A 26841-nucleotide genomic window follows, 5' to 3' on the forward strand; every position below is an offset into this window, starting at 1 on the left:
CTCAGACTTTCTTGATCGCCGTCTTGCCGAAGAGACCTGCGGGCTTGACCGCGAGCACGATCAAGAGCAGCACGAGCCCCGGCACGTCCTTGTAGCCGGTGGAGATATAGAAGCCGGTCGTCGTCTCCGCGATGCCCAGGATCATCCCGCCGACGATGATGCCCATGCCGCTCGACAAGCCACCGATGATCGCCACGGCAAACGCCTTGAGGCCGAGCACCGCGCCCATCGTCGCGCCGGTCAATGTCAGCGGCGCGATCAAAACCCCTGCAAATGCAGCGGTCAACGACGAAAGCGCATATGAAAACGTGATGACGAGGCCGGTGTTGATGCCCATGAGCGACGCTGCATCGCGATCGTTCGCGGTCGCGACCACGGCCTTGCCGAAGATCGTCTTGCGGTTGAAGAACTCGACCGCGAGCATCATCACGAGCGCGCCGCCGACGACGAGCAGTTCCATCGGCAGCACGTTTGCGCCGAAGACCTTCAGTGGCGCTTCGGGCAGGGGCGAAGGAAAGCGCAGATCGTCGCGGCCCCAGACGTTTTCCGCGACGTTCTTGAAGATGATGCCGAGCGCGATCGTCGACATGATCCAGCCGAACTCGGACTTGATCTTGATGGCGGGCCGCACGCCGATGCGTTCGACGAACGCGCCCTGCGTGAGGCCGAAGAGACACACGAGCGGAATCATCAGCCAGTAGTTGACGCCAGCGGATACGAGCGTGAGGCCGACGAGCGCGCCGAGCATCAGGGCATCGCCCTGGCCGAAGTTCAGCGTGCCGGATGTGGCGAAGGTGAGTTGATAGCCGAACGCGATCACGGCGTAGATCATGCCGAGTGCTATGCCGCTATAGACGAGTTGAAGGAGGATCATGGTCGGGGTTTTTCTTGTGCAGGTCTGCGCTTCTTGAGATTCCTGATTTCGCTTCGGTCTATAGCTTTTGCGTGATGCTGTTTTGCTGGATCGCGTTTTCGTGTCGGCTCGGTGTCGTCGCCGGATCCCGCTCTCGCGTCGGTCTATTAGCACTGCCCCTGTGCGGGGCGGCACTCACTTTCTTTGCAGCGGCAAAGAAAGTAAGCAAAGAAAGCAGCTACTGATACGCCCGCGGTCACACGCAATTTGGGTAGTCCTCTCGTCCATCGTGGGCTGCCTAAAGAGTGCCCTCAAACACCTAATCGGGCTCGGCTCGCGCACGGTCTGTGTCATCGCACCACACAACAAACGGGTTCAGCACCAAATAGCTCCGGCCCGCTTCGCGGCCGACCGGTCAATCGGGTCCGCGCGTGCTTCTCTACTAACGTCTCCATCTCACTGCAATCGCCGCCCTTTGGTTTCCCTTGCATACCCAACGGCAGCGCGTAGCGCTGTGCCGAAGCTCTTTCGTGCTGAACCAGCGGCCATCTGAAACTAGCTCGTCAGACCGTGCGCGATCCAAGCCCGATTGGTCCTTTGAGGGCGACACTTAGGCGAGTGCCATCGAGGACGAGAGAACTACCCAAATTGCGTGTGACCGCGGGCTTGAAAAGCTGCTTTCTTTGCCTACTTTCTTTGCAGCAGCAAAGAAAGTAGGTGCCGCCCCGCACAGGGGCAACGCTAATAGACCGACACGACTACGGGATCCGGCGATATAAAAAAATCAATTCGAAGCAGTAGTGGTCTGCTTGGACCGCAGAGTCCCGCCGCCTTTCTTATCGGCGTCATACGCATAGATCACCCGCCCGCCCTTCACCTCCCCGATAACCGGCACATTCGGCGTAATAGCCTCGTGATCGCCCTTCGTAAAGGGCTTGTCGTACACCATCACGACACCTTCCACCTTAGTGTTCAAATTCTCGAGCGCTTCCTTGACCTTCGGCCCATCCGTCGTCCCCGCCTGCTTGATCGCCGCAGCAAGCAAATACACCGAGTCATAACCTTGCGCAGCAGAAACCGGCGAATCGATCCGCTCGTTCTTCGGCTTGAATTCCTTCAGATAAGCCTCGATGAAGGCCTTGCGCTTCGGCGTGTTCGCTTCCTGAATGAAAGTCTGCGGCATGCGCGCACCTTCGCCGTTAGTGCCGGCATTGTCGATGTAATTGGCCATCGAAAGCGTCCAGCTACCGATCAAAGGCACCTTCCATCCAAGCTTGGCCATGCCGTTCGCGATCTGCGCAAGCTCGGGCCCGATGCCGTAAGTCAGCACCGCTTCCGCACCGGCCTCCTTCGCCTTCAGCAACTGGGCCGTCATGTCGACGTCCTTGATGTTGAACTTCTCCACGGCGACGGGCTTCACGCCTTTCGCGGCAAGCGCCTTTTCCAGATCCTCGCGGCCGAGCTGGCCGTAGTTGGTCGAATCGGCGAGAATCGCGACCTTCTTGAAGCCACGCTTCGTCACCGCTTCCTCGACGATCATCGGTGCCTGAATGCGATCGGCGGCAGCGTTGCGGAACACGTAGTTATCGGGCTGATCGTCGAATTGCTTCGTCACCACCGTGCCGGTCGCGACATTGTTGAACACCGGAATCTTCGCTTCCTGAAAGAAGCGCTGCGATGCGAGCGCTACGCCCGTGTTGATATAGCCGACAACCGCGACAACCTTCTCCTTGTTGATGAGCTCCTGCGCGATCTGCACGCCGCGCTCGTTCTTCGCTTCGTCATCGCGCTCGACCAGCACGATCTGACGCCCAAGCACGCCGCCAGTTTTGTTGATCTCGGCGGTGGCAAGACGCACGCCATCGCGCATGCTGACACCCATGGAAGACGAACCGCCCGTGAACGGACCATCGACGCCGATCTTGATCGGGTCGGCCGCGTGCGCCAACGAGAAAACGCCGAACGCGAGCGTGCTCGCAATGAGCTTCATCTTCATGTGTGTCTCCGTCGCCTGATTCGTTATTTGAAAGTCCCATGCAACGCGGCGAACTTCGCAATGCGTTTTAAACGCATTCCGCGTTATCGATTACATAGACTGTGAGCGAGTTTAGAAAAATGTAAGGATATGACCATATTCGGACATACCCGAAGAGCACGAGCGTTAGGCCACACCCAATGCATCGCAACTGTGCAAAGCCCTGCATAACCCGGAAAAGATGCGAATTTACACAGCATCCCAAAGCGTTTTCATGGCTTTCGAAACGGAGAAAACAGCGGGTATACGCGTAACGCCAAAGAAAAAAACGCGCGGCATCCCGGAGGATGACCGCGCGTAACCTTGCGCACTCTTCAGGCTATCGCAGCGATGACAGCGTTTGCGCGATGCACTTGTTATCGCGGCGCACCGGTTTCGATCGCGTGCGCGAACTGACGCAGCACCGCGCCCGATGCATCGGTGACGGCCCAGAACGTCATGCCATCGTGATTCCAGCGCGCGAGCGCGTAACCATCGTCGGATTGCGTGACGACCGGCTCCGTCTTCGCTTCGCCCTTGCGCTCGGGAAATACGTACACGTCGATCGGATGCTTCAGGTAGCGATACACGACGACCGCCACCGGCCGATGATCGATGTAATCCAGCCGTCCGCCGACGAGCGCGAAGCCCGGACCCGCCGGATCGATCACCGGCGGCGCATAGTCGATCCGGCCGTTGAACCACGGCTTAACCGTGTGCTTGTCGCTGGACAACACGTCGATCGGACGATCCGACATCAGCGCGCGCACATGGCTCGACACGATCTCCTGCGCGATGGGCGAGCCCGTCGATACGGACGAGACGAGCGGCAGCGCCTGGAACCACAGCATCGTGCCGAGCACGAGCGCCGAGAGCGTCGCGCCCGCGAATGCGCCGCCGAAGAACGGCCACGGCGCGGCAAACGGATTGCGCGAGCCGCGTTTCGCCGGACGCGCCGGCTCGCGCCTGCGCGCCTCTTCCTCGGCCTGAGCCCGCACGCGCGCCAGCACTTGCGTGCGCAGATGCACCGGCGCGCGCTGATACAGCGAACCATCGGTAAGCCTCGCATCGAGCGAGGCAATGTCGTTATTTTCCATTTCCCGACTCCTCTGCGTGACCCGGTCCCGCGCGGCGCACGAGGCGCACGCTCGGCTTGTCCTGCCCGCCCTGGGCCGCGCGCACCGCCCCCGCCAGCATCTTGCGGCCGCGCGCGAGCCGTGACATCACCGTGCCGATCGGCACGCCGGTCACGGATGCAACTTCCTTGTAGCTCATGTCTTCGAGTTCGCGTAACACCAGCACCTCGCGAAAGGCGATCGGCAGCGCCTCCAGCGCGCGATGCACCAGATGAATTTCGTCGCGGCGCACGGCGAGCGTTTCGGGATCGGCCGCGCCTTCCTCCGACCATCCCGGCAAGGCTTCGTCGCCGCCCAGTTCCTCGTCGTAGGGCGTCGCGTCGGCGAGTTGCACGCGCCGCCGCCACTCCGTGAACCACGTATTGCGCACGATCGCGAGCAGCCACGCACGCGCGTTCGCCTCCTCGCCGCCTTCGAATCCGCCGAAGAAACGGAACGCGCGCAGATAGGCTTCCTGCACGACATCGTCGGCATCGTTCGCGCTTCCCGACAGCCAGCGCGCGAGGTTGTACGCGGCGTCCAGATGCGGCATCACCGTCGCTTCGAAGCGCGCGTGGACCGCCTCGGCGTCCGCCTGGCCGCGGCGCCCGGACCTGTCTTCTTTCGACCTGCCTGGCCACATCGCGCGGGTCTCCTTTCCACAATCACGTTCGGAAAACTTCGTTCGGGCGCGGCGGCATCGCTTTTCCGCGCCTTCCCATCCGATACTCCTCACGCGGGCGCTTTATTCCCGTTTGCAACGGCGACTCAAAAAAATATAGCGGGAATATCCCGCCGCATTCGCTGGTTCGATGGACGGATGCCAACGCGATCCTGCCCGCCGCAACGGGCATCGCCGGCTTCGCGCCCATGCACCGAGCCGCCGTGGGCCCGACTTCACCGATTCGAACGACAAGAACCGCGGCCGTCATCATCAAAGGAACCATCATGAAACCCGACCCGAACGCACTGCCGCCCGCGCAGCAACGCGACGAACTCGACGAGCACGGCAAGCGCCGCCGCACCGCACTTTCGTGCATGGCCTGGGCGGGCGCCGGCGTCATCTGGACGGTGAGCGGCGGCGTGCCCGTTTCGCGCCTGATCTCGTCGGCGGAAGCGGCCGAGCAGACCGGCTCGTTTAGCTTCGTGCAGATCAGCGACAGTCACATCGGCTTCAACAAGGATCCGAACACGGAGCCGACGAGCACGCTCGAAGAAGCCATCAACCGCGTGAGCGCGATGGAAAAACGCCCCGCGTTCATGATCCACACGGGCGACATCACGCATCTGTCGAAGCCCGCGCAATTCGACACGGCGACGCAGATCATCGGCAAGTCGGGCATGGACGTGCATTACGTTCCCGGCGAGCACGACGTGCTGGTCGAAGAAGCCAACGCGTTTTTCGACCGCTTTTCCGGGCAATACGGCAAAGGCAGCACGCGTCACTGGTACAGCTTCGATCAGGGCGGCGTGCATTTCATCGGCCTGACCAACGTGATCGACCTGAAGGGCGGCGGCCTCGGCTTTCTCGGCGATGCGCAGCTCGCGTGGCTCAAGGCGGATCTGCAGGGCAAATCGAGCAGCACGCCGATCGTCGTGTTCGCGCACATTCCGCTGTGGGCGTTGTATCCGCAATGGGGATGGGGCACCGACGACAGCGCGCAGGCGCTCGCGCTCTTGAAACGCTTCGGCTCGGTAACGGTGCTGAACGGCCACGTCCATCAGGTGGCGCAGAAAGTGGAGGGAGAGATGCGCTTTTATTCGGCGATGTCGACGGCGTTTCCGCAGCCCGCGCCGGGCGCACCGTCCGGTCCGGGGCCGATGAAAGTGCCATCCGAACAATTGCGCACGATGCTCGGCCTGCGCGAAGTCACGCATATCGCGGGACGCGGGCAACTTGCCGTCACCGATACGTCGCTCGCGGGGGTGCAGTCATGATCGCGTCGACGATTGCGCACTACGTTTCGCCCGACAATCTCCGCCCGCTCGCCGGCAAGCTGCTGCGCCAGGCCGCGCTTGCGCTGGTCGTGAAAGGCGTCATCGGCGTGGCGATTCCGTCGGCGTGCGCGGCAGAACCCGCGCAACAGGTCGCGCTGGCGAACGCGCCGACCGTTTCCATCGACAACTTCGCGTTCAATCAGGCGACGATTACCGTGCCCGTCGGTACGAAGGTGACGTGGGTGAATCACGACGACATGCTGCATACCGTCGCCGACGAGGGAAAGAGCTTCAAGTCCGATCCGCTCGACAGCGGCGACAGCTTCTCGCATGTGTTCGACAAACCGGGCACGTACAAGTACTTCTGTTCGCTGCATCCGCACATGACGGGGACGGTCGTCGTGCAATGAGTCGCGTCAGCCGCGCGCCTTCGCGATCGCGGCGAGATTGCCCTCGCCGAATCCGTGATGCCCGCGCCGCTCGACGATCTCGAAGAACATGTCGCCGGGCTTGCGCTCGACGAACGTCTGCAGAAAAAGCTGCGGCGTGCCGTCTCCGAGAATCTCGCCGTCGACGAGAATGCCGCGCGTGCGCAGCTTTCCGATGTCGAGACCGTGGCCCGGCAGACGCTCGTCGATCTCGTCGTAATAGCGCGGAGGCGGCTGCAGGAAGCGCACGCCGCGCGCCATCAATGCATCGACGGAAGCAAAAATATCCGCCGATGCCAGCGCGATATGCTGCACGCCCTCGCCTTCGTGATCGGGCAGATATTGCTGCATCAGATCCGTGCGATAGGTGCCTTCCTCGTACACCGGAATGCGGATCGAGCCGCACGGCGAAAGCGTGACGGCGGAATCCTGCGAGACGTGCCAGTCCGGATGCACCTGATGAATCTCCGAGAAGTGCAGCACTTCCCGATAGAAATCGAGCCATTCCTGAATGCGGCCTGCGCCGACCGTCTGCGTGAAGTGGTCGACTTCGAGCAGGCCGGTGCCGTTGAGATCCGCGCGTGCTCCGGGAATCGGACGAAAGTCGATGTCGTAGATCGACGTCTCGCCGCTGTTCTTGCCCGGCCAGTGATCGACGAAATAGATATGGGAATCGCCGATGCCTTGAATCGCCGGAATCGCAAGCTCGTTCGGGCCGATTTTTTCGCCCTCGAAATCCCACGCGCCGTATTCGAGCGCGCGCTCGTGGGCGACCTGCGCATCGAGCACGCGAATGCCGATCGCCGCGATGCCGACGCCATGCGACTCGGCAAAGCGCGACGCGAACGAATCCGGCTCCGCGTTCAACAGAAAATTCATGCTGCGCTGGCGAAAGAGCGTCACCGCCTTGCTGATGTGCTGCGCGACGGGCACGAAGCCGAGCGTCTCGAACAGTCGGGCGAGCCCTGCAGGATCGGGGCTGGAAAACTCGACGAACTCCAGCCCCGCGATGCCGAGCGGATTGTCGCCGAGGTTCGAATCGGGCGTCGCGCGGGCGGAGGAAGAGGAGTCGGGCTGGGTCATCGGCAATACCTCGAAAATGTACGATCTGGTTCACGGACGCAAAACTACCACGACCTGCTGCTTCCGTGCGACCGGCGGCTTCATCCAAATGGCCGCGACGATGCGCCTAGAGTAGCGGCAGCGGGATTGCCGTGTCAAAGCCGGGGCCGCCCGACGCGTCCCGGCCGATCGTACGCGCCTTCAGGCGGCGAGGCGCGCCGCGCTCATCGACGGACGCTTCGCTTGCGGCGGAAACACGTTCCAGGTGCCGTCGTCATGGCGGAAGAAGATGATCGCGAGCGGGCCGCCCGGATGCTGCGCCTCGATGCAGACGTAGCGCGCGCCGGTGACATGCGAACGGCACAGACGCACGACGCGTGCCGGATGCGCGGCAGTCGGGGCGAGCCATTTGTCGACGGCCCAGTGCAGCGAGTTTTCGGTGGTTTGCATGATGGTCTCCTCGGAATCGATCGGCAAAACGTGAGGTTCAGGCTGCGAGCGCCACATTCATGCGGCGGCGGCGTTCGGCGGCGACATAGGCGCGGAAGAGTCCCGCCACGGCTCTGACGGCCGCGTGGGGATCGATGAAGCACGCTTGCACCTGACGGCTGCGGGCGCGGCCGTCGAGGCACCACGTAACGAAGTGCTCGCAGTTGTTGGTGAGCAGGTGATAGTTGTCTTCGCCGAGGCGGCTGCGGGCGCGGCGCACCGCTTCCATGCCGACGAACTTCGCGGCCGGGTTCTGGCGGATCGTGACTTCATGACCGGCGGCGAACTGCTCGACCGGGACTTCCTCGACCGGGCCGCGATGCAGCGACTTCGCGAAACCGGCATAGTGGATGACCATGCCGTTGCCGGCGTAGATGCCGTGATGTTCATAGCCGGAACGGCGCGTGACGAGTTCGGTGCCGAGCGCGGGTTCGTCGTCGAGCGAGAAGCCGTTCGCGGCGGCTTGCTGTTCGATCAGTCCGATTTGCTGGTTGGTTGACATGGCTGGCTCCGATTTTTCTTTGCCTGGCGCCAGGTGTTTGTTCGGCGCCGGGTTGCCTAGCCTTTTGCATCTTCCTTGCCAGTTCTGATAAGCCATTGATTACGCGTGGTTATTGCGGAATCGGGAGCGTGTTTCGACGGCGTTGTGTTTTTCATGGGCCAACAGTTTTCTTGCGCGTTTGTTGGACCTGCTGCACCAGAATTCGCGTCGTGCGGGCCGATCGGACGCGCGCCGCGTGTGTTGGTTATGCGGCGCGACGCCAACATCGCTTGTTGGCGACGATCCAACGGATGCGATTCGGCACCCTGCCATTTCGTTTGCGCCGATGCCGCCAGAACGCCGTCCCATCGGCGATTCGGACGCAATCTCCGCCATTTGGCGTGCGTCGGCATGGGCCTTGCATTGATCCGTTCGTCCTGCTCACAGGCCATCCCGGAGAAACGACATGTGCGCCTTGACCGTCAGCGATCTCGAATACGACCGCGTGCTGGATCACGCGGCGATGTCGGCCATCAGCGGCGGAGGCGGTGCGCCGTGGGTGTTCGGCTGGATCACGCCTTTCGTGGAGCGTTCATCGGGCGGCGGGGCCGCAGCCGGCGCGATTACGCTGGTCGATGTGACCAACAACATCTACGCGGTCACGAACAACATCACCAATAACGTGACGAACATCACGGTCGGCCAGATGGTCAATCAGTTTCAGAACGTCGCGGTCAGCAATACGGGCAACGGCGCGAGCCTTACCGTCAGCCCGAATTCGGTCGCGGGGAATCGCGCGGGCTAAAGCGGTGCAGATCAAGATTCGCTTCGGACGCGCGTTGGTACACAATGAGCGGGATCGTCCGCAAGGCCCGCCCGACGCCGCGTCACCCAGCATTCCGGAGGTTGCCGTGACCTTCACCACCGAGTTTCGATGGACATCCGCCGCCCGCACCGACACCGGCTGCGTCCGGCAGATCAACGAAGACGCGCTGCTCGATGCGCCCGAGCGCGGACTGTGGGCCGTCGCCGATGGCATGGGCGGCCACGCGGTCGGCGATCTGGCGAGCCGGATGGTGATCGAGAGCCTCGCGAAGGTATCGCCGGCGAACGATCTTGCGGGCACCATCGCCGATGCCCGCGCGCGTCTTCTCGACGTGAACGACAAGCTGCGTGCGGAAGCGGCGCGGCGCCAGGTGTCGCGCATCGGCAGCACGGTCGTCGTGCTCGCTGCGCGCGATGGCGCGTGCGGTTATGTATGGGCCGGCGACAGCCGCATCTATCTGCTGCGCCAGGGACGGCTCGTGCAGCTCACGCGCGATCACAGCCACGTCGAGGAACTGAAGGCGCGCGGGCAACTCACGGCGGAAGAAGCGCTGCATCATCCGGCGCAGCATCTGATCACGCGCGCGGTCGGCGCGCTCGATGTGCTCGAACTCGACGAGAACACGCTCGCCCTGAACGACGGCGATACGTTCCTGCTATGCAGCGACGGTTTATCGAACGAAGTCAGCGAAGCCGAAATGATGAGCGAGCTCGCGCCGGGCAATTGCGATGTCGCCGCGCAAAGGCTGCTGGAAATCGCGCTCGCGCGGGGCGGGCGCGACAATATTTCAGTGGTCGTCGCGCATGCGGTCGATTTGATGGCGACGGATAAGACGCAGGTGAATCCGTCGATATAAAGGCGGCTCAACCGCCCGCCTCCTTGTTCTTCTGCGCCGCGGCTCGAAACTCCTTCGAATGCAGCCCGTGCTTTTTCAAAAGCATCTGCAGATGCGAGCGGTTCATCTCGTACCGTCTCGCAAGCTCGGCCACCGTTCCGCCGGTTTCCTGCAAGCCTCGTTCGAGAAACGCGCGCTCCGCTTCGTCGCTGGCGACGCGCTTCGCTTCCGCGAGCGAGCTCGCCGTCGCGATGCCGTTTCCGCTCGCCGCCGGCCCGCCCATTGCGAGCGAGAGCGATGACTTCGGCCGTATGTCGACCGGCAGATGATCGATGTCGGCCATATCGCCCGCAAGACACGCGAGGCGGTACACCACGTTCCGCAACTCGCGGATGTTCCCCGGATAGTCATAGTTGCGCAGAAAATCCCGTAGCCGCGGCGACAACTTCACCGGCCGGCGCTTCAATGTCGCGGCCGCTTCGTCGCCGAAATACGCGAGCAGCAGCGGAATTTCATCGCGCCGTTCACGCAAAGCAGGCAGCGTCAGATGAATGACGCTCAGCCGATAAAACAGATCCTCGCGAAAACGCCCCTCGTCGCAGAACTTGCGCAAGTTGCGATTGGTTGCCGCGACGATGCGCGTATCCACCGCAATGGGCTCGTCCGAACCCACGCGCTGAATTTCATGCGCTTCCAGCACGCGCAACAGCTTCACCTGCCCCTGCAAAGGCAGTTCGCCGATCTCATCGAGAAAGATCGTGCCCGTGTGCGCGCTTTCGAATTTTCCCTTGCGATCATTGCTCGCTCCGGTGAACGCGCCCTTGCGATGCCCGAATAGTTCGGACTCCAGTAGATTGTCCGGAATCGCGCCGCAGTTCACCGAGATATAAGGCTTGTCGGCACGCGATCCGTTCGCGTGAATGACCTTCGCCATCAATTCCTTGCCGGTGCCGCTTTCGCCATCGATCAATACCGGCAAGTCCGTCGGCGCGGCTTTTTCCGCGATTTCCAGCGCTTCCAGCAACTTCGGGTTATCGCCGAACGTGCCTTCGAATACGAAGCTGCGTTCGATCAGCGCCTGCCGCCGCGCGCCTGGCGGAAGATCGCGCTTCGGTTCGGCGGCCGCCGCCTGCACGAAGCGCTCCTTGTGCGACAGTTGCATGACTTCGTCGCGCAGGGTGCTCGCCTGCCGCAACAGCTTTTCGATCTCGGGACGCTCGAGCCGCGAGGTCCATCGAAGCGTCGAGCGCAAGATCTCGATCTTCTCGATGAGCCCCGCATACGAAATCGCCGATGACGCGGGCGCGCTGCTATCGCTTTCCGGTTGGTCGAGTATTTTCATGCTGCGCTCAGTTGCTTTTGCACGAGTTGGTAGTACATGCCCTTTCTCGCGACGAGTTCGTCATGCTTGCCCTGTTCGACGATGCCGCCTTCGTACAGCACGAGAATCTTGTCGGCGCGCATGATCGTCGAAAGGCGGTGCGCGATGATGACCGCCGTGCGCCCTTTCAAAATCTCCTGCATGTTGCCGAGAATATTGCTTTCCGATTGCGTATCGAGCGCGGACGTCGCTTCGTCGAATACGAGCAGACGCGGATCGTGATACAGCGCCCGCGCGATGCATAAGCGCTGAATCTGTCCGCCCGACAATCCTACGCCGCGCTCGCCGACCACCTGCTCATAACCGAGCGGCATCTTCGCGATGAACGCGTGCGCGTCGGCCATCTTCGCGACTTCTTCGATACGCCTTCTGTCCGGCGCTTCATCGCCGCTCGCGATGTTCTCCGCGATCGTCCCCGAAAACAGCAGGTTGCTCTGCATCACATAGCCGATCTGCGCGCGAAAGAACCCTTTATCGACGACGTTGATATCGTAGCCATCGACGGTCATCTTGCCTTCGCTCGGCGCATAGAAGCCGACGAGCAGTTTCGCGAGCGTCGTTTTACCGGAGCCGCTGCGCCCGACGATCGCAATCAGCTCGCCCGGCTTGATATCGAAGCTGATGTTCTCCAGCACGTAAGGCGCATCGCCTTCGCCATAACGGAAGTACACGCCGTTGAAACTGATATCGCCCTGCAGGTCGGGCAGCATGACGCGCTGCTGCATGTCTTCGGGCTTCTGCTCCGGCTCGATATCGAGCACGTCGCCGAGCCGCTCCATCGCGACGCCCGCATCGTTCAGCAGGCTCCACAAGTTGATGAGACCCATCAGCGGCGCGAGCACGCTGCCCATGTAGGCATTGAACGCGATCAGTTGCCCGATGGTCAGTTCGCGCGCAAGGACGAGATTCGCGCCGACCCATAACACGCCGATGGTCGTCGCCGCATTGAGCAACTGGCTGCACAAGCCCACCACGATATTGAAGCGCTGCGACTTGTATTGCACTTCGAGCGACTTCGCATACTTCTTTTCCCACTTGAGACGCACCGCGCGCTCGATACCCATGCCCTTCACCGTCTCGACGCCGCCGAGTGCTTCCATCAGATACGAACGCGCATCCGTTCCCGCTGAGAACGTTTCGCGCGCGTTCTGCTTGATGCGCGGCGTCGCGACGACCGTGAGCACCATCATCGGGATGACGAACGCGATCAGCAGCAACGTGAGCTTCACGTTGTAGAGGAACATGATCGTGAAGTAGATGAAGATCATCAGCAGGTTCAGCACGGTCGATACCGTCGATTCGGTGAGAAACGCGCGAATCGTGTGATTCTCCTGAAAGCGCGCGAACACATCGCCGGTCTTGCGCTTCGCGAAGAAGCCGAACGGCAGCGAGAACGTGTGCCTGAAGAACTGCGACATCATCGCGAAGTCCATGTTGCGGACCATGAAGTTCGCGAGATACGCACGTATCGTCGTCATGAGCTGCGTGAACAGGCTCGCGATGATGAGCCCTGCGATCAGCACATGAAGCAGGTTCACGTTCTGATGCACGATCACGCCATCGAGAATGTTCTGGATGATGAGCGGCGGTATCACGCCCAGCACTTGAATGACGAAGGTCGCGAGAAAGAGATGCAGCAGGATCTTCTTGTACGGCTTCAGATAGCCGACGAAACGCAGCCACGGCGAACGCGACACGGCCTTTTGCGTGAGATCCTGCCCCGGCGTGAAAAGCAGACACGTGCCGCTCCAGCCGCGCTCGAACTCGCCGACGGTCATCTTCCTGAAGCCGATCGCCGGGTCCGCGACCCATACGTTCTCGCTCGACACGCCATAGACGATGATGTAGTGGTATCCCTCCCAATGCGCGATGAACGGCATCTCGAAGCCGCGCAACGATTCGAACGTGCACTGCACGCCGCGCGTCGTGAAGCCGAGCGATTCGCCGGCGCGTGCGAGTGAATCCAGCGTCGCGCCGGATGTCGTGACGTTGGCCAGTTCGCGCAGCTTGCCCAGCGTCATGTTGATGCCGTAGTGACGGCAGATCATCGCGAGACAGGCCGCGCCGCAATCCATCTCCTCCGCCTGCTCGATCCACGCGAAGCGCTTGATGACGCGCTCGCCCAGTTCGGGCTTCGTGTGCAGATCGAGCATTGCGGGCAGCTTGCGGCGCTCGGTGATCTTCTTCTGCCGCTGCAATTCGCGCTCGGTGAAGCGGATGCGCTCTTCGAGCACTTCGCGCAGCTTCACGTTTCGCTCGATGATGAAGTGCACGGTCTTCTCGGGAATCACGAGCAGGCGCGTATCGGTGCTCGCGATGGCGGAGGCCATCTGCTCCTGGCGCATCACGCAGGCCTTCTCGCCGAAGATCTCGCCGGGACCGAGCGTCGCGAGCACATGCCGCTCGCCGCCCTCTTCGCGCACGATCCGCACTTCGCCTTGCCGCACGACATAGAGACGCCGGTCGTCGCGCGACTCCTGCTTGAGAATCTCCTTGCCTTCCGCGACACGCTTCACGCCGACGCTGCGCACGCATTCTTCGAGTTCGGCCTTGTCGAGCTTGCCGCGCAGATCGAAGAGCTTTGCGACGAAACCGCCCGCCGAGTTAATGGCGACATAGCTCGTGACGAAGGCGAGCGCGGCGGGATTCTTCGCGATGACGGGGTCGATCGCCGTGCGCGGGATGAACAGCAGCTCGGTCTTGCCGGAGGAGCGCACCGACGACTCATGGCGATAGTCGCGCAGCATCGCGATATCCGCGAAGGTCTCGCGCTCCTTCTTCACCCCCATGCTGATTTCCTTGCCGTGCTCTTCGGTGAAGATACGCACGGACCCCGCTTTCACGATATAGAGTCCATCGGCCGCATCGCCCGCGTTGCACACGGTCTCGCCGAAACCGAAGCGCCGCGACTCCGCTTGCGCCGCGAATTGCTCGATTTCCTCGCGCGTGAAGGGCGAAAGAATCTCCACCGACGAAAGAAAGTCAGCGGGCGAATCAAGGCTGGATGGAGCGTCCATGTCGTGTCGCGTTCCGGTCGATCAGCGTGCTTCGATGACGTGTTCCTGCGCACGCGCCATCATCCAGTCTTCGCGCAGCAGGCGGCGAATTTCCGCGGACACGTCCTCGTCGAGCTTCGCCGGATACTTCGCCGTCACCGCGAAAATCTCATACGATGCGCCGTCCGCCGATACGAACGGCCCGAGCAGATCGCCGACCTCCGCGTTGAAGACTTTCGCTTCGACGTCCGGTTTCATCTGTCCGCGCATCACGCGGCCGATCACGCCGCCCGCGTCGCGCGTGTCGGCGAGCGAGTGCTCGCGCGCCATGTCGGCGAAGCTGTCGGGATCGTCGTTGAGATACGAGATCATTTCCTTCGCGCTGCCTTCGGTGTCGAGCAGGATATGACTGACTTCGATGCTGTCGAACTTCGGCGAGTTGAGCTGGAAGTACTCTTCGATCTCGCGCGCCGTGCCTACCTTGTCGAGCATCTTTTCCTGATACAGCGTGTCGGTGATGAAGACCTCGAACTCGTCGAGGCTCACATGCAGCGCATCGAGATAATTGTTCATGTCCGCCGCGCGATGCAGACCGCGAATGCGCCGGAACTGATCGGCGCGATTCTGGATTTCATCGTCGCTCACGGCGATACCCGACTTCTTCGCCGCGCGCACCGTGAGCTTGTCGCGCACGAGCTGCTCGATGAGACTGTCGAACTGACCATTCAACTTCAATAACCTGATGAATTCGCCGACGTCGACCACTTCGTCGTCGATACGCACAATCGCCGTCATATCGTTCTCCGTTCGGTTCCATGTTGAATTGCGCATCATGTTCGCGTTGCGGCGCCCGTGTAACCCCCCATATTTATCCCGCTACATTGCGGAACGGATCCAGCCCGAGATCGATGAGGCGCCGCTCGCGCACGACGATCTCAGCGGTCGCGGTCATGCCGTAACGCAGCGGATACTTCGTGTCCGCGATCTGATAGGAATCGCGATCGAGCGTCACGCGTCCTTCGTAGACGGGTTGCTTGCTCGTCGGGCTCGGCTTGGTCGCGGGCGAAATGAACGCGAGCGTGCCCTCGATCACGCCATAGCGCTGATAAGGAAACGCATTGAACTTGAGCTTCACGCGCTGCCCTTCGCGCAGAAACGCGCGGTCGTGCTCGGCGATCTCGATCTTGAGCACCGGCTTCGCATTGGCCGGCGCGATGCCGCCGAGCGGCGTGTTCGCCTGTATCTTGTCGCCGGGCTGCGTCGATGTCACGTCCGTCACCACGCCGGACACCGGCGCGAGAATCAACAGGAAATTGTCCTTGTCGATGTTCTCGAACTTGATGCGCGCGGCCGCATCCGCGACGAGGCGCGCGGTCTGTAGTTGCAAACGCAACTTGTCTTCGGTGCTCGCGACTTCGCGCATCGCGGCTTCGTATTGCAGACGCAGGCTCGTCGCTTCCTGACCGCTCGTTTCCAGTTGACGCTTGGCCTGCGTGAAATCGTGACTCAGACGGAAGTCGAGTTCCGCGAGCCGCGATTGCTCGACGCGATACGCGCCGTCCGCTTCGAGATAGGCATTGCGTTTCTGATCGACCTGCGCTTCCGCAATGCCGCCGCCGCCCGGCAACGCGAGCAGACGCTGAAAGCGGTCGAGTTCGACCTTCGCGGCATCGCGGGCGCGGCGCGCGTTTTCGAGCGTGCTGCGCGCTTCCTGCAACTGCGCCTTCTGACCTTCCGCGAGCTTGCTCGTGCCTTCGGCCACGCGCTGCTGATGTTGATGCTCTTCCACATCCATCTGATCCTTGAGCGCGGCGATCTTGCGCTCCATCAGCAGCTTCTTTTCGGGGAACTGCTTCCATTCGCGCTCGGCATCGTCGAGCTTGAGCTGCGCTTCGAGCGCATTGGTCGCCGCTTCGATCGCACCGCGCGCATTCAGGCGCGCGACGACATCGTCCTTGCGCACGGGCTGCCCTTCGGCGATATAGAGATCGGCGAGCTCGCCGTCGATCGGCGCATAGAAACGCCGCACTTCCGATTCCGGCGCGAGCGTGCCTTGCGCCGTCACCATCACGTCCGCATGGCCGACGAACGACCACACGAGCGCCGACGCGACGAGCGCCACCATCGCGAAGACAAGGCCCTGCGTGAGCCGCGCGGGCTCCGCCGTGAGAATCGCGATGCCTTCGGCGCCGTGTTCGCCTAGCGCCTCCGACAGCGGCTTAAGGTGTGCGTCTCTCTTCACTGCTCGTGCCTCCGCCGATCAGACTCAGCTTGGTATTGAGAAGCCCCGGTTCGAGCACCATCCGCAGATCCTGCAGCGAACGCCGTTGCAGATCCGCTTCGGTGTCGATCTCATTGGCGAGCGCGGTCCACTTCGCCGTCGCGCTGTCCGCCTTCACCTGCCGGAAAATACGCATGCCGCGCGTGGCCGCGTCTTCCGCGTCGGACAGCAGCCGTGCCTGCGTCCGGAACACATCCGACACGCCCGATTCGAGCCGCTGCGATCCGCCGATGCCGCCGTTCGTCCGATACTGCTGCCACGACGTTTGCGCCTGCGTCATCAACGCTTGCGCGCGGGCCGTCGCCCTGTCCTTCAACGCGGTGAATTCGGGCGCGACGGCTTTCGCGTAGAACGCGTCGCTCTCGAGATCGAGCGTCTCGTAGAACGACAGCAGCGCGTCTTCGTAGCCCTTCGAGCCGCGCGCCTTTTGCAGCTCGGCGAACTGCGCGGCCACGGCTTTCTTGTGCGCGAGTTCCTTCTGCACGGTCTGCGTCCACGAGCCTTGAGGCAGCTTTTGCAGCGCGTCGATCGCCTGCGCGCTCTGTCCGCGATTCCATGCATCCGCGACGCTCGTGTATTGCGCGAGCACGTCGGGCGGCGGCAACTGGCTCGCGGTCATCTGCCGAAATTTTTCCTGGAACGGCGGCGTCGAGAAATGGGCCTCGCTGACCGAACCCGCGAGCGGCGCGAGGCTCGCACCGTTGATGCTGCGTCGCAAGCCCGCGTAGGCATCGAGATCGGCGCGCACGCGATCGAGACCCGCGAGCCGCGGATACTTGTCCGCATATTCCTTCAACGCCGCGCCGATCGCATCGGGATCGTCCTGGCCGAGATTCTTCGCGATGCTCGCATCGAGCCTCTCGATGGCCGCGAGATACACCGAATCGTCGCTTTGCAGCTTGCGCAGATGACTCAGCGCGAGCGCATACGGATCGCAGAACTCGGGCACATAGCCCGCGATGCGGTCCAGATCGCGCTGATGTCCCGCCGCGTCCGCTTCCCAATGCTTCAGGATTGCGCCGATGCGCGGCTCGTCGCCGTACATGCGGATCGGCGCTTCGGCGCCGCCACGGCTCATCACAAAACTTTCCAGCTTGCCGATCCATTCGAGTTCGTCGATAAGCGAATGCACGTCTGCGTTGTGCTCGCTGAGCGAACGCATCTGCGCGATGATCGCGTCCGCGTTCGCGAAATCGCCCTTTTTCAGTGCAGCAAGCCAGCGCGGCACGTTGGACTTGAGCACGGCCTCGGTGTTCATCGACGTGAACGGCGCGTCCTTCGGATGCGTCTTCAGATATTCGTTCGTGACGGCCGCGGCCTCGGCGTACTCGCCGTGCTCCATCAGCGATTTGGCCTCACGCTCGTTCGAACCGCTATAGAAAAGCGCGGCGCCGACTGCAACGAGCGCCGTCAGCACGCACGCCACGATGATGCGCGTGCGGCGCGCGGCGCGCGCATCGTCGTTCGCGAGCACACGGCGCAACTCCGACACGAAGAGCCCGAACTTGCTGCGCTTCGCGGCGCGCGCGTCCGGGCGCTTTTCCTCGGCGGGTGTCGGCTGCGCCTCTTCGTTGACTTCATCCTCGCGCGCCGCGGCCTGATCGACGCAGAAGATGTCGAGAAACGAATGCGCCGAGCCGACGAAGGTCGTCTTGTCGCTGTCGGATTCGTCGTCGTGCGATGGCGCGGCGACCTGCGCGACGATTTCCGTGAGCGTCGATTCGCTTTCGTCGCCGTGCAGATGCACCACGTACGCGAAGTGCGTTCCGCCGAACGCGACGCTATCGCCGTTCTTCAGTTCGACCGCCGACGCGCCGAGCCGCTCGCCGTTCACGAACGTGCCATTGGTGCTGCCGAGGTCTTCGACGAACGGCGCGCCGCTCTTGATGAACACATGCGCGTGGCGCCGTGACACGTAATTGACCTGATGCGGATACTCATCGCGATAACGCGAAAACGTGTCGTCGCTCTTGCTAACGAGAAACGGAAACTGCGCGAGTTCGATCGGCTGAAGACCGAGATCGTCGCGCTGCGGCGTAAGCGTGAGGCCGATTGGTTTCGGCACACTCAGACGCCGCGCGCGCGGCGCGAACTGCACGCGATACGACAGCTTGCTGCCGAACGAAATGACATCGCCGCTTCGCACGCGCGCGGGCGTCTCGCGCACGGGCGTGCCATTTACGGCCGTGCCGTTCTTGCTGGCGAGATCGGCGATATAGACGAACCCGTGCTCGATGAAGATGCGCGCATGACGGCGCGAGAGCTGCGCCACGGCTTCGGGCGGACTCGTATCGAACGGCGCTTCGGCGCGGCCGATAGCGAAGAGATTTTCGTCGATACGGATCTCCGTGAGTCTCTCCGCCAGCTCGCGCGCAAGCTCGCCATGCGGCGCGGGCTTCAGGACGACGTCGAACGCCTCGCCCACGCTCGGCTGCGGATCCGCCACGGAAAAGCCTTGAGCCATGTCCATGTCACGAGGAACGTCCAGCCGCTGCCGCCGACGCGCCAGAGGATTGCCCGGCAACGTCGGGCGCATGGACAAGTTGGACCGCGCCGTAATCGAAGTCATTTGCAGCCGGCGGCTGTTGAGAGTTTAAGTCACGCATCGTCGTAGTCAATCGTGCTGCACCGCTGCATCACGCCATCCATGAGCGATTCGGCACGATCGTTAGCAATTCATATTATTAATTTGGTGCACATTATTCATGGAGTGCTTCACTTCAATCCGTCCTTGCTTGCGCTTTGCACATCGACGGTCGGCCAGCCGCCGCCGAGCGCCTTATAAAGCGTCACCGTGTCCGACAGAATTTGCTGATGGTTCGCGAGCAGCGCGAGTTGCGCCGCGAGCAGCGTGCGCTCCGTCTCGAACACCTGAAGCTGCGAGATCACGCCCTCTTTCAGTTGCGCGTCGATCTGCGCGGCGACGATCGTCAACTGATCCACTTCCTGTTGCAGCTCGACGCGCTGCTTCGTATGCGAATCGAGATTGACCAGCGCGTTCTCCACTTCTTCGAACGCGTTCATCACCGTGCTGCGATATTGCTGTTCGGCCACCGTCGTCTGCGCCTCGGTCGTCTTGACGTGAGCGCGCACGGACGGATCGAGAATCGGGATATTGATGCTCGGCACGAAACTCAGCGTGAAGATCTTCAGGAGATCGGTCAGTTGAAAGCTTGCAGTGCCCGCGCGTCCGGTCAGGTTGATGGTCGGCAGTTGCGCGAGCTTTGCCTGGCCGACGAGGTCATACGCTTCGAGCACGCGATATTCGGCCGCGATCAGATCGGGGCGGCGCGCGAGCAACTGCGATGGCAATCCCTCCGGCACCGGCGGAATCTGCACGCGCTTTTGCAGCTTGCCGTCGGGCATCCGGAACTCGCCTGCCGGCACGCCCATCAGCGTCGAGAGCGCGTTGTTCGCGAGATCGCGCGAGCGGCGCAACTCCAGCAACTCGCGCGTCAGCCGGTTGAGTTCGGCGCGCTGCGTGAGCACCTGCGTCTTCGGCACGAGGCCGTTCTTCTGCATGCCTTCGAAGATCGTCAGGATCTGCTGGTTGGTCGCGATGGTCTGCTTCTGCTGATCGATCTGATCGTCGAACTGGAGAATCTGGAAGTACGTCGTCGAGACGAGTGCGACGAGTTCGAGATAACCGGCGCGCCAGTCGGCCTCGGTCGCGCGGAATTCGGCTTTCTGCGCCTGCACGCCCTTCTCCACCGAGCCCCAGATATCGATGTCCCAGCTCACCTGCGTCGCCAGGTTGTACTGCTTCGAGAACTGCTGGCCGGTCGTCTTCTCGAAGCTCGCGCCCGCGCCGAGATCCATCGACGGCAACGCGCCCGCGCGCGCCTCGCCGATCTGCGCGCCCGCCACCTGGATGCGCGCGGCCAGCACCTTGATGTCGAAGTTGCCGCTGATGGCCTTTTCAACCAGCGAGTCGAGATACGGGTCGTTGAACTGCTTCCACCAGTCGGGCCGGATCGTGTCGGATGCGGCGACTTTCGCTGCGTCGGTCTTCGTGAAGGCGGTTTTCTCGGGCGTGTCGGGCCGCTGATACGTCGGCGGCGTCACGTCGATGCAGCCCGAAAGCAGCGCGGCTGCAACCAGCCCTAACGATGGCAACAAGGCTCGCACGATCTCGCTCCCGGTGAACGCGCACCGACGGTCAGTTTCATGGGTGAGAAGCACGGCGCCGGCCGTCCGGTCATTCAAGTAAATCACACGGCGCGCCGCGACTCCATACGGGTTAAGTCACGTTGCGCGCGCGTGCTCTTGAGGCACGTCGCGCGTCGTCGTGACGCGGTCCGGCGACGGATGCGACCCGCGCGCGAACCACTACGCCCGATGCTGAGGGCGGTGTTACGGCGAAGCTCCCCGCGCCCCGCCTTTGCTGCGACTACCTCGATGCTTACCGCACCGATATGCGGTTCATTCCTCGCGACGTTTCGCTTATGCGAGATCGCCCGCGATGCCGAAGTTCACGTTGGCGATGTTCTTCGCGCTCTGCGTCGGCGTGACCGTCGACTGCGACTTCAGCGCTTCGGCGAAGGCGATGTTGCTGCCGTTCTGATTGAACGTCGTCTGCGTCTGATTGATGATCTGCTGCGGATTGAACGGCATCGAGAGCGTCGTGCCGTTCATCGAGATGAAGCCGGGAAACAGGACCGCGGAGCCGCCGCGCACCGCCGACATCGCACGCGTGTCGAGATCTTCGGTGACGGGAAGGTCCTTGATGGTCAGCGTCTTCATTTCCGCTCTCCTTGGGTGCGCATCGCGCATTCGGTGGTGGCTCGGAGCAACTTGTCTGCTCGCCGCCATTCAATGCACAGGCTGTGCCAATCGCGTCATGCGTCATGCGTTTTTCTCTGCGCGCCGCGCTGCATATGGGCTGCGCCGATTTACGCTGCATCTGTCCTTCTAAGCCGATGATGCTGCCCGCCCGACACTTCTGATCTTCACTGTCTGTTACCCGGCGACACCCGTGCGATTTGCAGCGGACGAACGATCCCCTCCGCGATACGCACGCGGATACGAGTTGGATGAAAGCAATCGGGAAAGGCGCCGCTCGATGCATCACGCGGCGCCCGGACTTACTTGACGTAGATCGTGATCTTTCGGGAATAGACGGGCGGGTTATGCGGTATGTGCTTGTCATCGCCCATCAAAAGCTGAAGCGTGTGCTTGCCCGGCGGCAGTTCGATCATCGTTTCGGTTTCGCCGGCGCCGTAGTGCAGATGATTGCGATCCGATGGAATCTCCTGATCCATCGGCGGCAGGTCCACATCGATCAGCAAATGATGATGCCCCGTGTTCGGAAACTTCACGCCGCGCGGCGCGACGCCCATGAAACGCAGCCCGAACCAGACGCGGAACGGCTTGCCCGCGGGCACGGTCTGGCCATCGTTCGGAAAGCCGATGTACGCATACGCGTTGGCCGGCGCGGGCGTCGTCCCGGCGAGCGCATGAGACGCGGCGAACGCCGTCGCGAGCGTGGCGGCGACGAGGAGCGAACGCGGCAGCGCGAGCGCATCAGCGGATCGTTTGTTCATGTCATGTGCCCTCGGCAAGTGCACAGCTCATTTCACGATGATCGTGATCTTCTTCGAATACACCGGCGGGTCGTGCGGAACGTGGTTGTAGTCGCCCATCAGCAACTGCAAGGTGTGCTTGCCCGGCGGCAATTCGAGGCGAGCATCGGTTTCGCCCGCGCCGTAATGCAGGTGATTGCGATCGGACGGGATCTCCTGATCGAGCGGCGGCAGATCGGTATCGACGAGCAGATGGTGATGCCCCACGTTCGGCAGATCGACGCCCTTCGGACATACGCCCATGTTGCGCAAGCCCATGCGCACCCATAGCTTGCCGCCCGTGATCACGGCCCCGTCCGGCGGCCAGATGATGTACGCCTCGGCGTTCGGCGGCGCGGGCGTGCGGGCACGCGCGGCGGAAAACGACGAATCGGCGGCCAATGCGGCCAGGGAAGCCAGCGCGCCAAGCACGGTTCTTCTCAGCATGTTTTGCACGCCTCTCTCGTTGAAAGGCCTCGCGGATGGGCCAGGGAAATCGCTCCGGGCACGGACGAACGCTCGTGCTCGAGCGCGATGCGGATTACCTGATGCTGCGTCGCTGGTTTTTAGATTAGGACGTAACGTTTAAAAAAGATACGGTCACGCGGGGGGCCTGATTAACCTCATGACGGATACCTCCTTTCAGGGGATTAAGCGGCGTCTGAGCGCGTGCTATCGTTGTTGATGCCGTACCCGAAGCGTTGGCATCGCACGCGAATGCAGTGCGATGCCCTCAACTCAAAGCCGGACGGACAGGGTGTGAACATGTGGCGAACTCTTCTTATCGCGAGCGTTGTCCTGACGATCGGCCAGACGCTCGTATCAGCGAACGCGGCATCGGTCACAGCGCCGCCCTCTTCCCCGATCTCGACGATCGCACACGCGCCCCGTCATCTCGCGCTCGTGATCGGCAATGCCGACTATCTCGATCAGCCGCTCGCGAGCGCATCGCGCGATGCCGACGACATGAGCATCGCCCTGAACGCGCTCGGTTTCGACGTCACGCGCCGCACGAATCTCGACGAAGCCGCGATGCGCCAGGCACTCGATGCGTTCGCCGCGCGCCTCGGCCCCGACGATACGGCGCTCGTCTATTTCGCCGGCCACGGATTGCAGGCGGGCGGCGATGCGTTGCTCGTGCCGCTCGACGCGCGCGAGCAACGCCCCGCGACGCTCGTGCGCGATGCGATTTCCGCGCGGGACATCGTCGAGCGCATTACGCGGGCGCGGCCGGACGCGGCGAACATCGTCGTGCTCGACATGTGTCTCACCGATCCCTTCGAGACAACGCGCGCGCGGGCGTGGACGCTGCCGCCGCGCACGCTCGTCGCGTATGCGGCTGCGCCGGGCGATGCCGCATCCGAAGACGCGCGCAACGGTCGCTATACCGCGGCGTTGCTGCACGCGTTGGGCGCGCGGTCATCGGTGACGCCGGCGGCGTTCGCTGCGGCGGCATCGGATGTCGCGCGGGCATCGCATGGCGCGCAGCGGCCGTGGATCGCGTCCACGCTCGATGACGGCTTCGCCATCGCCGATACGACGTCGAACATGCGTATAGCGGACGCGACCGCCATCGTGCCTGCCGAATCCGCCAGCATCGTCCGCACGCGCGGCATTCTGCCGAAAGACAGCAACGAGCAGTACGAACTGACGTTCTGGGATTCGATCAAGGACAGCACCTATCCGAGCGATTACGAAGCCTATTTGAAGGCTTATCCGAACGGCCGATTCGCGGCGCTCGCGAAGGCGCGCATCGAGCGTTTGCGCGCAGCCGGAAATGCAAAGCCCGCCGCTTCCGCGCCACCTGCCGCGACCGCCGCACCGGCCGCACCCGCACCCGCACCCGCGCCGAAGCCGACGCCCGCGCCGTCCGCGCCGGCTACCGCTGCCGCGCCTGAAAAACCGCGCCCGAGCACGACGGCAGCGCCTGCCGCGCCGCCCGCCGCCGTGACCACGAAACCGGCCGCCAAGACGGCGAGCGGCGGCGAGATCAAGGATTGCCCGGCGTGCCCTGCGCTGATCCCGATCGCCGCGGGCAGCTTCACGATGGGCAGCAACAACGACGATCCCGCCGAGAAGCCGCCGCATCGCGTGTCGGTCGGGCGTGCGTTCGCCATCGGCAAATACGAAGTCACCGTCGAGCAATGGAACGCCTGCGCCGATGCGGGCGCGTGCACGCGCGTCGCGCCCGAAGGCGAATCGACGCCGCCCGGCAACGCGCCGATGCGCAACGTGAGCTGGGACGACGCGCAGGTCTACGTCAAATGGCTGAGCAAGGTGGGCGGCAAGCCGTATCGCTTGCCGACGGAAGCGGAATGGGAATACGCCGCGCGCGGCGGCACGCAATCGACGTACTGGTGGGGCGATCAGATGAAAAAAGGCACCGCCGACTGCAAGGATTGCGGCGATCCGTACAAGCCCGAAGCGCCGACGCCGGTCGGATCGTTCGCCGCGAACCCGTACGGCCTCTACGACATGAACGGCAGCGTCTGGGAATGGGTCGCCGACTGCTGGCACAGTTCCTACAAGAACGCGCCCGCCGATGGCCGCGCCTGGGACGATCCGTCGTGCAGCGTGCGCGTGATTCGCGGCGGCTCGTGGCGCGAAGGCGCGGCCTACATGCAGTCGGCGACGCGCTTCAAGTACAGCTCGAGCGTGCGGCAATCGCAGAACGGCTTTCGCGTCGCGCGGGACATGGAGTGAGGTTCATCCGCCCAGCGCTTTCAGGATGATCTGCGCCTGCGTGTCCCGCTCGATTTTCTTGAGCAGCGGCAGCGCCGCCCGAAAATCGTCGGGCGTGCAGACTTGCCTGCCGAAGCGGGCGTCGAGCGTGCGCGATATCTGGATCACGTTGGTCGACGGATCGAACACATAGCGCGCGCGATAACGAAAAACATCGCTTGTCAGATCGAGATCGTCGGGCACTTCGGCGACGTGCGTCGTCTTCGGCAGCGTGATCTGCGCGGTTTCGTCGAACGTGCCGCCGATGCACAGATACGGCTGCGTGCGCGCGCGCTCGGCGAGCCAGTTGCGCACCGCCGTCGCGATGCCGCCCGACAGGCTCGACAGCGCGGGCAATGCCGTCGTGCCCGTCGGCCAGACGATGTCGTCGAGCGTGCCGCGCAGCGTCGTCGCGAACGGGCCGCCGGTTGCATCGACGTCGCTCGTCGTCAACGCCCCCGCGCCGCGCAGATTCGTGTAACGGAGCCGGTCCGCCGCGATCTGGTCGCGCCGTTGCGCATTCGCGAGACGCAGGTTGATCCGCTCGATTTCCGCGCTCCATCCCGCGTCCTCGACCCAGTAGGCGAAGTTCGCCTCGCCCTTGTCCGCGACCTCGATCTGCAGGCGTGCCGTGCGCGCGAGCGGCTGCGTCGCGGGCGTGCGGGCCAGCGCGCCGGTATTCACGAGCAGCGCGGGCCGGTCCATGTCGGCGAGCGGCAGAAAGCCGAATTCGACGCTCGCCGCCGTGCTGTCGGCGAACACGTTCAGATCCGGCAGCCAGGTGACGATGTGGTTGATCGCGCCCGATCCGTAACTCGGCACCGACGGCAGCGTATAGACCGAACCGAGCCCGATGAGCGCGGGCTCGTTGCGAATGCCGACGGCATCGAGCAGCGCGCCGTAGAGCGCGACGTGATCCTTGCAATCGCCGTAGCGATTCGCGAGCACGTCCGTCACGCGATGCGGCACGGCCGGACTCTGCCCGATGAACATCGCGACGTAGCGGATATGGTGACGCACCCAGTCGTAGAGCGTTTTGGCTTTGGCGCGGTCGTCGGCGGCGTTTTGCGTGAGCGATTGCGCGAGCGCGCGGATTGCGGGATCGGTCGCGCCCGGATCGGCGGCGGCGTCGCGGTAGGCCTTCGCGAAGCTCGCGTAATCGGGAAAGGTCGTGACCATCAGCCGATCGCCGTATTGCGCATAGCCCACGGAGCCGCTTTCGATGCGCGCGAAACGATCGTGCCGGTACGTGAACGCGTAACGCGTGCGCCCGTTCGCCGTGACGGGCGGCTCGGCGACATAGCCGCGCGCATCGGCATAAAGCGGCTTGTCGGCGGGCAGATCGAAGACGAGCGTCTGCTGCACGACGGGCCGCTGCCCCGGATCGACGTAATAGTTGAATTGCCCGGGAATGACCGCCGCCGCCTGGCTCTTGCGAAAACGCAGATGCACGGTCGAGCCGATGCCCATCGCCGGAAAGATCACCGCGCGCAGTTTCGCGTCCTGAAACGTCGGCGCGCCCGCCGAGCGCGGCTCCTGAACGTCGCGGATCTGATCCGGCGAGACGTCGTGGCGCGCGCCGCTCGCATCGATCGAATAGGCCTCGACGATCTCCACCTTCGACACGCTCTTGTCATACCAGACGTAGCGCTGCGCGATTTCGTCGACGCCCGCCGACGTGTTCGCGCGCAGCACGGTGATGTCGTCTTCGGTGAGCGAGCCGTCGCTCGCGACGACGAACTCATGAGCGTCGCTGACGATCGTCGACGGGTCTTCGTCCGCCGCGACCGCCGCGCACGGCCACGCGCACGCGAACGCGATGTAGCACGCCATCCGGGAAATGTTGCGACGTGCCATGTC

The 26841-nt window shown here is 63.0% G+C and carries 22 protein-coding genes; 5 read left to right on the plus strand and 17 right to left on the minus strand.

Translation table 11 applies throughout. The annotated features are described in order from the left end of the window. Position 1: 1 nt before the first annotated feature. The 4 genes from NCS02_RS17680 to NCS02_RS17695 form a co-directional block, all read right to left on the minus strand. Positions 2 to 874, minus strand: coding sequence for a branched-chain amino acid ABC transporter permease (locus tag NCS02_RS17680; protein WP_008353273.1), 873 nt, complete (start codon positions 872 to 874; stop codon positions 2 to 4). A 763-nt stretch (positions 875 to 1637) separates the two neighbouring features. After that, positions 1638 to 2849, minus strand: coding sequence for an ABC transporter substrate-binding protein (locus tag NCS02_RS17685; protein ID WP_250503001.1), 1212 nt, complete (start codon positions 2847 to 2849; stop codon positions 1638 to 1640). 395 nt (positions 2850 to 3244) lie between these two features. Beyond that, complete coding sequence (locus NCS02_RS17690) at positions 3245 to 3964, minus strand: anti-sigma factor family protein (RefSeq protein ID WP_250435865.1); 720 nt, start codon at positions 3962 to 3964, stop codon at positions 3245 to 3247. Beyond that, positions 3954 to 4625: an RNA polymerase sigma factor gene (locus NCS02_RS17695; RefSeq protein WP_008353267.1), complete on the minus strand. Its 672-nt coding sequence runs from the start codon at positions 4623 to 4625 to the stop codon at positions 3954 to 3956. The genes NCS02_RS17690 and NCS02_RS17695 overlap by 11 nt, the downstream gene beginning before the upstream one ends. Before the next feature lie 305 nt (positions 4626 to 4930). Between NCS02_RS17695 and NCS02_RS17700 the strand changes: the two genes are divergently transcribed. Both NCS02_RS17700 and NCS02_RS17705 read left to right on the plus strand, forming a co-directional pair. Then, positions 4931 to 5920 (plus strand): metallophosphoesterase family protein, encoded by a 990-nt coding sequence (locus NCS02_RS17700; RefSeq protein ID WP_250523250.1) that lies wholly within the window; start codon positions 4931 to 4933, stop codon positions 5918 to 5920. After that, positions 5917 to 6330, plus strand: coding sequence for a cupredoxin domain-containing protein (locus NCS02_RS17705; protein ID WP_008353264.1), 414 nt, complete (start codon positions 5917 to 5919; stop codon positions 6328 to 6330). The genes NCS02_RS17700 and NCS02_RS17705 overlap by 4 nt, the downstream gene beginning before the upstream one ends. A gap of 6 nt (positions 6331 to 6336) precedes the next feature. Here NCS02_RS17705 and NCS02_RS17710 read toward each other — a convergent pair whose 3' ends face one another. From NCS02_RS17710 to NCS02_RS17720, 3 genes are all read right to left on the minus strand, one after another. Beyond that, positions 6337 to 7431 (minus strand): 4-hydroxyphenylpyruvate dioxygenase family protein, encoded by a 1095-nt coding sequence (locus tag NCS02_RS17710; protein ID WP_175979381.1) that lies wholly within the window; start codon positions 7429 to 7431, stop codon positions 6337 to 6339. A 180-nt stretch (positions 7432 to 7611) separates the two neighbouring features. Then, positions 7612 to 7860, minus strand: a complete 249-nt coding sequence (locus NCS02_RS17715) for a hypothetical protein (RefSeq protein WP_033537064.1) — start codon at positions 7858 to 7860, stop codon at positions 7612 to 7614. A gap of 37 nt (positions 7861 to 7897) precedes the next feature. Then, the gene (locus NCS02_RS17720) at positions 7898 to 8401 is read right to left on the minus strand and encodes a lecithin retinol acyltransferase family protein (RefSeq protein WP_008353261.1); all 504 of its coding nucleotides are present in this window, start codon (positions 8399 to 8401) and stop codon (positions 7898 to 7900) included. 445 nt (positions 8402 to 8846) lie between these two features. On the opposite strand from NCS02_RS17720, the gene NCS02_RS17725 reads away from it, so the two are divergent. Together NCS02_RS17725 and NCS02_RS17730 are read left to right on the plus strand one after the other, a co-directional pair. Next, complete coding sequence (locus NCS02_RS17725) at positions 8847 to 9185, plus strand: hypothetical protein (RefSeq protein ID WP_250440633.1); 339 nt, start codon at positions 8847 to 8849, stop codon at positions 9183 to 9185. Positions 9186 to 9291: 106 nt separating this feature from the next. After that, complete coding sequence (locus tag NCS02_RS17730; protein WP_250435870.1) at positions 9292 to 10062, plus strand: PP2C family protein-serine/threonine phosphatase; 771 nt, start codon at positions 9292 to 9294, stop codon at positions 10060 to 10062. 7 nt (positions 10063 to 10069) lie between these two features. Here the strand turns inward: NCS02_RS17730 and NCS02_RS17735 are convergent, their stop codons facing one another. From NCS02_RS17735 to NCS02_RS17775, 9 genes are all read right to left on the minus strand, one after another. Then, positions 10070 to 11383: a sigma-54 interaction domain-containing protein gene (locus NCS02_RS17735; RefSeq protein ID WP_175979384.1), complete on the minus strand. Its 1314-nt coding sequence runs from the start codon at positions 11381 to 11383 to the stop codon at positions 10070 to 10072. Continuing rightward, positions 11380 to 14439 (minus strand): peptidase domain-containing ABC transporter, encoded by a 3060-nt coding sequence (locus NCS02_RS17740; RefSeq protein ID WP_008353255.1) that lies wholly within the window; start codon positions 14437 to 14439, stop codon positions 11380 to 11382. The genes NCS02_RS17735 and NCS02_RS17740 overlap by 4 nt, the downstream gene beginning before the upstream one ends. 21 nt (positions 14440 to 14460) lie before the next feature. Next, the gene (locus NCS02_RS17745; protein WP_008353254.1) at positions 14461 to 15213 is read right to left on the minus strand and encodes a peptidylprolyl isomerase; all 753 of its coding nucleotides are present in this window, start codon (positions 15211 to 15213) and stop codon (positions 14461 to 14463) included. 73 nt (positions 15214 to 15286) lie between these two features. Continuing rightward, positions 15287 to 16660 (minus strand): beta-barrel domain-containing protein, encoded by a 1374-nt coding sequence (locus NCS02_RS17750; protein ID WP_008353252.1) that lies wholly within the window; start codon positions 16658 to 16660, stop codon positions 15287 to 15289. Next, the gene (locus NCS02_RS17755) at positions 16638 to 19163 is read right to left on the minus strand and encodes an FHA domain-containing protein (protein WP_250523263.1); all 2526 of its coding nucleotides are present in this window, start codon (positions 19161 to 19163) and stop codon (positions 16638 to 16640) included. Before NCS02_RS17755 ends, NCS02_RS17750 begins: the two co-directional genes overlap by 23 nt. Positions 19164 to 19414: 251 nt before the next feature. After that, positions 19415 to 20827: an efflux transporter outer membrane subunit gene (locus NCS02_RS17760; protein ID WP_239294402.1), complete on the minus strand. Its 1413-nt coding sequence runs from the start codon at positions 20825 to 20827 to the stop codon at positions 19415 to 19417. 315 nt (positions 20828 to 21142) lie between these two features. Continuing rightward, complete coding sequence (locus tag NCS02_RS17765) at positions 21143 to 21442, minus strand: hypothetical protein (protein WP_008353246.1); 300 nt, start codon at positions 21440 to 21442, stop codon at positions 21143 to 21145. A 341-nt stretch (positions 21443 to 21783) separates the two neighbouring features. Then, a complete protein-coding gene (locus NCS02_RS17770) occupies positions 21784 to 22242 on the minus strand; it encodes a DUF4399 domain-containing protein (protein ID WP_250519908.1) in 459 nt (152 codons plus the stop codon). A gap of 27 nt (positions 22243 to 22269) precedes the next feature. Beyond that, entirely contained in the window at positions 22270 to 22707 is a 438-nt protein-coding gene (locus NCS02_RS17775; RefSeq protein ID WP_033537047.1) for a DUF4399 domain-containing protein, read from the minus strand. A 318-nt stretch (positions 22708 to 23025) separates the two neighbouring features. On the opposite strand from NCS02_RS17775, the gene NCS02_RS17780 reads away from it, so the two are divergent. Next, positions 23026 to 24963, plus strand: a complete 1938-nt coding sequence (locus NCS02_RS17780) for an SUMF1/EgtB/PvdO family nonheme iron enzyme (RefSeq protein WP_250519909.1) — start codon at positions 23026 to 23028, stop codon at positions 24961 to 24963. Positions 24964 to 24966: 3 nt separating this feature from the next. On the opposite strand, the gene NCS02_RS17785 is transcribed toward NCS02_RS17780, so the two are convergent. Then, positions 24967 to 26814, minus strand: coding sequence for a DUF3857 domain-containing transglutaminase family protein (locus NCS02_RS17785; protein WP_502800889.1), 1848 nt, complete (start codon positions 26812 to 26814; stop codon positions 24967 to 24969). Positions 26815 to 26841 lie beyond the last annotated feature (27 nt).

This window comes from Caballeronia sp. NCF2 (genome assembly GCF_023631205.1).
Lineage (GTDB): Bacteria > Pseudomonadota > Gammaproteobacteria > Burkholderiales > Burkholderiaceae > Caballeronia > Caballeronia zhejiangensis.

Bases quoted from the DNA above. Each gene is read 5' to 3' on its own strand.
- NCS02_RS17710 (WP_175979381.1), bottom strand. From the start codon at position 7,431: ATGACCCAGCCCGACTCCTCTTCCTCCGCCCGCGCGACGCCCGATTCG.
- NCS02_RS17785 (WP_502800889.1), bottom strand. From the start codon at position 26,814: ATGGCGTGCTACATCGCGTTCGCGTGCGCGTGGCCGTGCGCGGCGGTC.
- NCS02_RS17680 (WP_008353273.1), bottom strand. From the start codon at position 874: ATGATCCTCCTTCAACTCGTCTATAGCGGCATAGCACTCGGCATGATC.
- NCS02_RS17720 (WP_008353261.1), bottom strand. From the start codon at position 8,401: ATGTCAACCAACCAGCAAATCGGACTGATCGAACAGCAAGCCGCCGCG.
- NCS02_RS17740 (WP_008353255.1), bottom strand. From the start codon at position 14,439: ATGGACGCTCCATCCAGCCTTGATTCGCCCGCTGACTTTCTTTCGTCG.
- NCS02_RS17695 (WP_008353267.1), bottom strand. From the start codon at position 4,625: ATGTGGCCAGGCAGGTCGAAAGAAGACAGGTCCGGGCGCCGCGGCCAG.
- NCS02_RS17700 (WP_250523250.1), top strand. From the start codon at position 4,931: ATGAAACCCGACCCGAACGCACTGCCGCCCGCGCAGCAACGCGACGAA.
- NCS02_RS17780 (WP_250519909.1), top strand. From the start codon at position 23,026: ATGTGGCGAACTCTTCTTATCGCGAGCGTTGTCCTGACGATCGGCCAG.
- NCS02_RS17770 (WP_250519908.1), bottom strand. From the start codon at position 22,242: ATGAACAAACGATCCGCTGATGCGCTCGCGCTGCCGCGTTCGCTCCTC.
- NCS02_RS17775 (WP_033537047.1), bottom strand. From the start codon at position 22,707: ATGCTGAGAAGAACCGTGCTTGGCGCGCTGGCTTCCCTGGCCGCATTG.
- NCS02_RS17735 (WP_175979384.1), bottom strand. From the start codon at position 11,383: ATGAAAATACTCGACCAACCGGAAAGCGATAGCAGCGCGCCCGCGTCA.
- NCS02_RS17690 (WP_250435865.1), bottom strand. From the start codon at position 3,964: ATGGAAAATAACGACATTGCCTCGCTCGATGCGAGGCTTACCGATGGT.
- NCS02_RS17765 (WP_008353246.1), bottom strand. From the start codon at position 21,442: ATGAAGACGCTGACCATCAAGGACCTTCCCGTCACCGAAGATCTCGAC.
- NCS02_RS17725 (WP_250440633.1), top strand. From the start codon at position 8,847: ATGTGCGCCTTGACCGTCAGCGATCTCGAATACGACCGCGTGCTGGAT.
- NCS02_RS17745 (WP_008353254.1), bottom strand. From the start codon at position 15,213: ATGACGGCGATTGTGCGTATCGACGACGAAGTGGTCGACGTCGGCGAA.
- NCS02_RS17705 (WP_008353264.1), top strand. From the start codon at position 5,917: ATGATCGCGTCGACGATTGCGCACTACGTTTCGCCCGACAATCTCCGC.
- NCS02_RS17715 (WP_033537064.1), bottom strand. From the start codon at position 7,860: ATGCAAACCACCGAAAACTCGCTGCACTGGGCCGTCGACAAATGGCTC.
- NCS02_RS17685 (WP_250503001.1), bottom strand. From the start codon at position 2,849: ATGAAGATGAAGCTCATTGCGAGCACGCTCGCGTTCGGCGTTTTCTCG.
- NCS02_RS17755 (WP_250523263.1), bottom strand. From the start codon at position 19,163: ATGGCTCAAGGCTTTTCCGTGGCGGATCCGCAGCCGAGCGTGGGCGAG.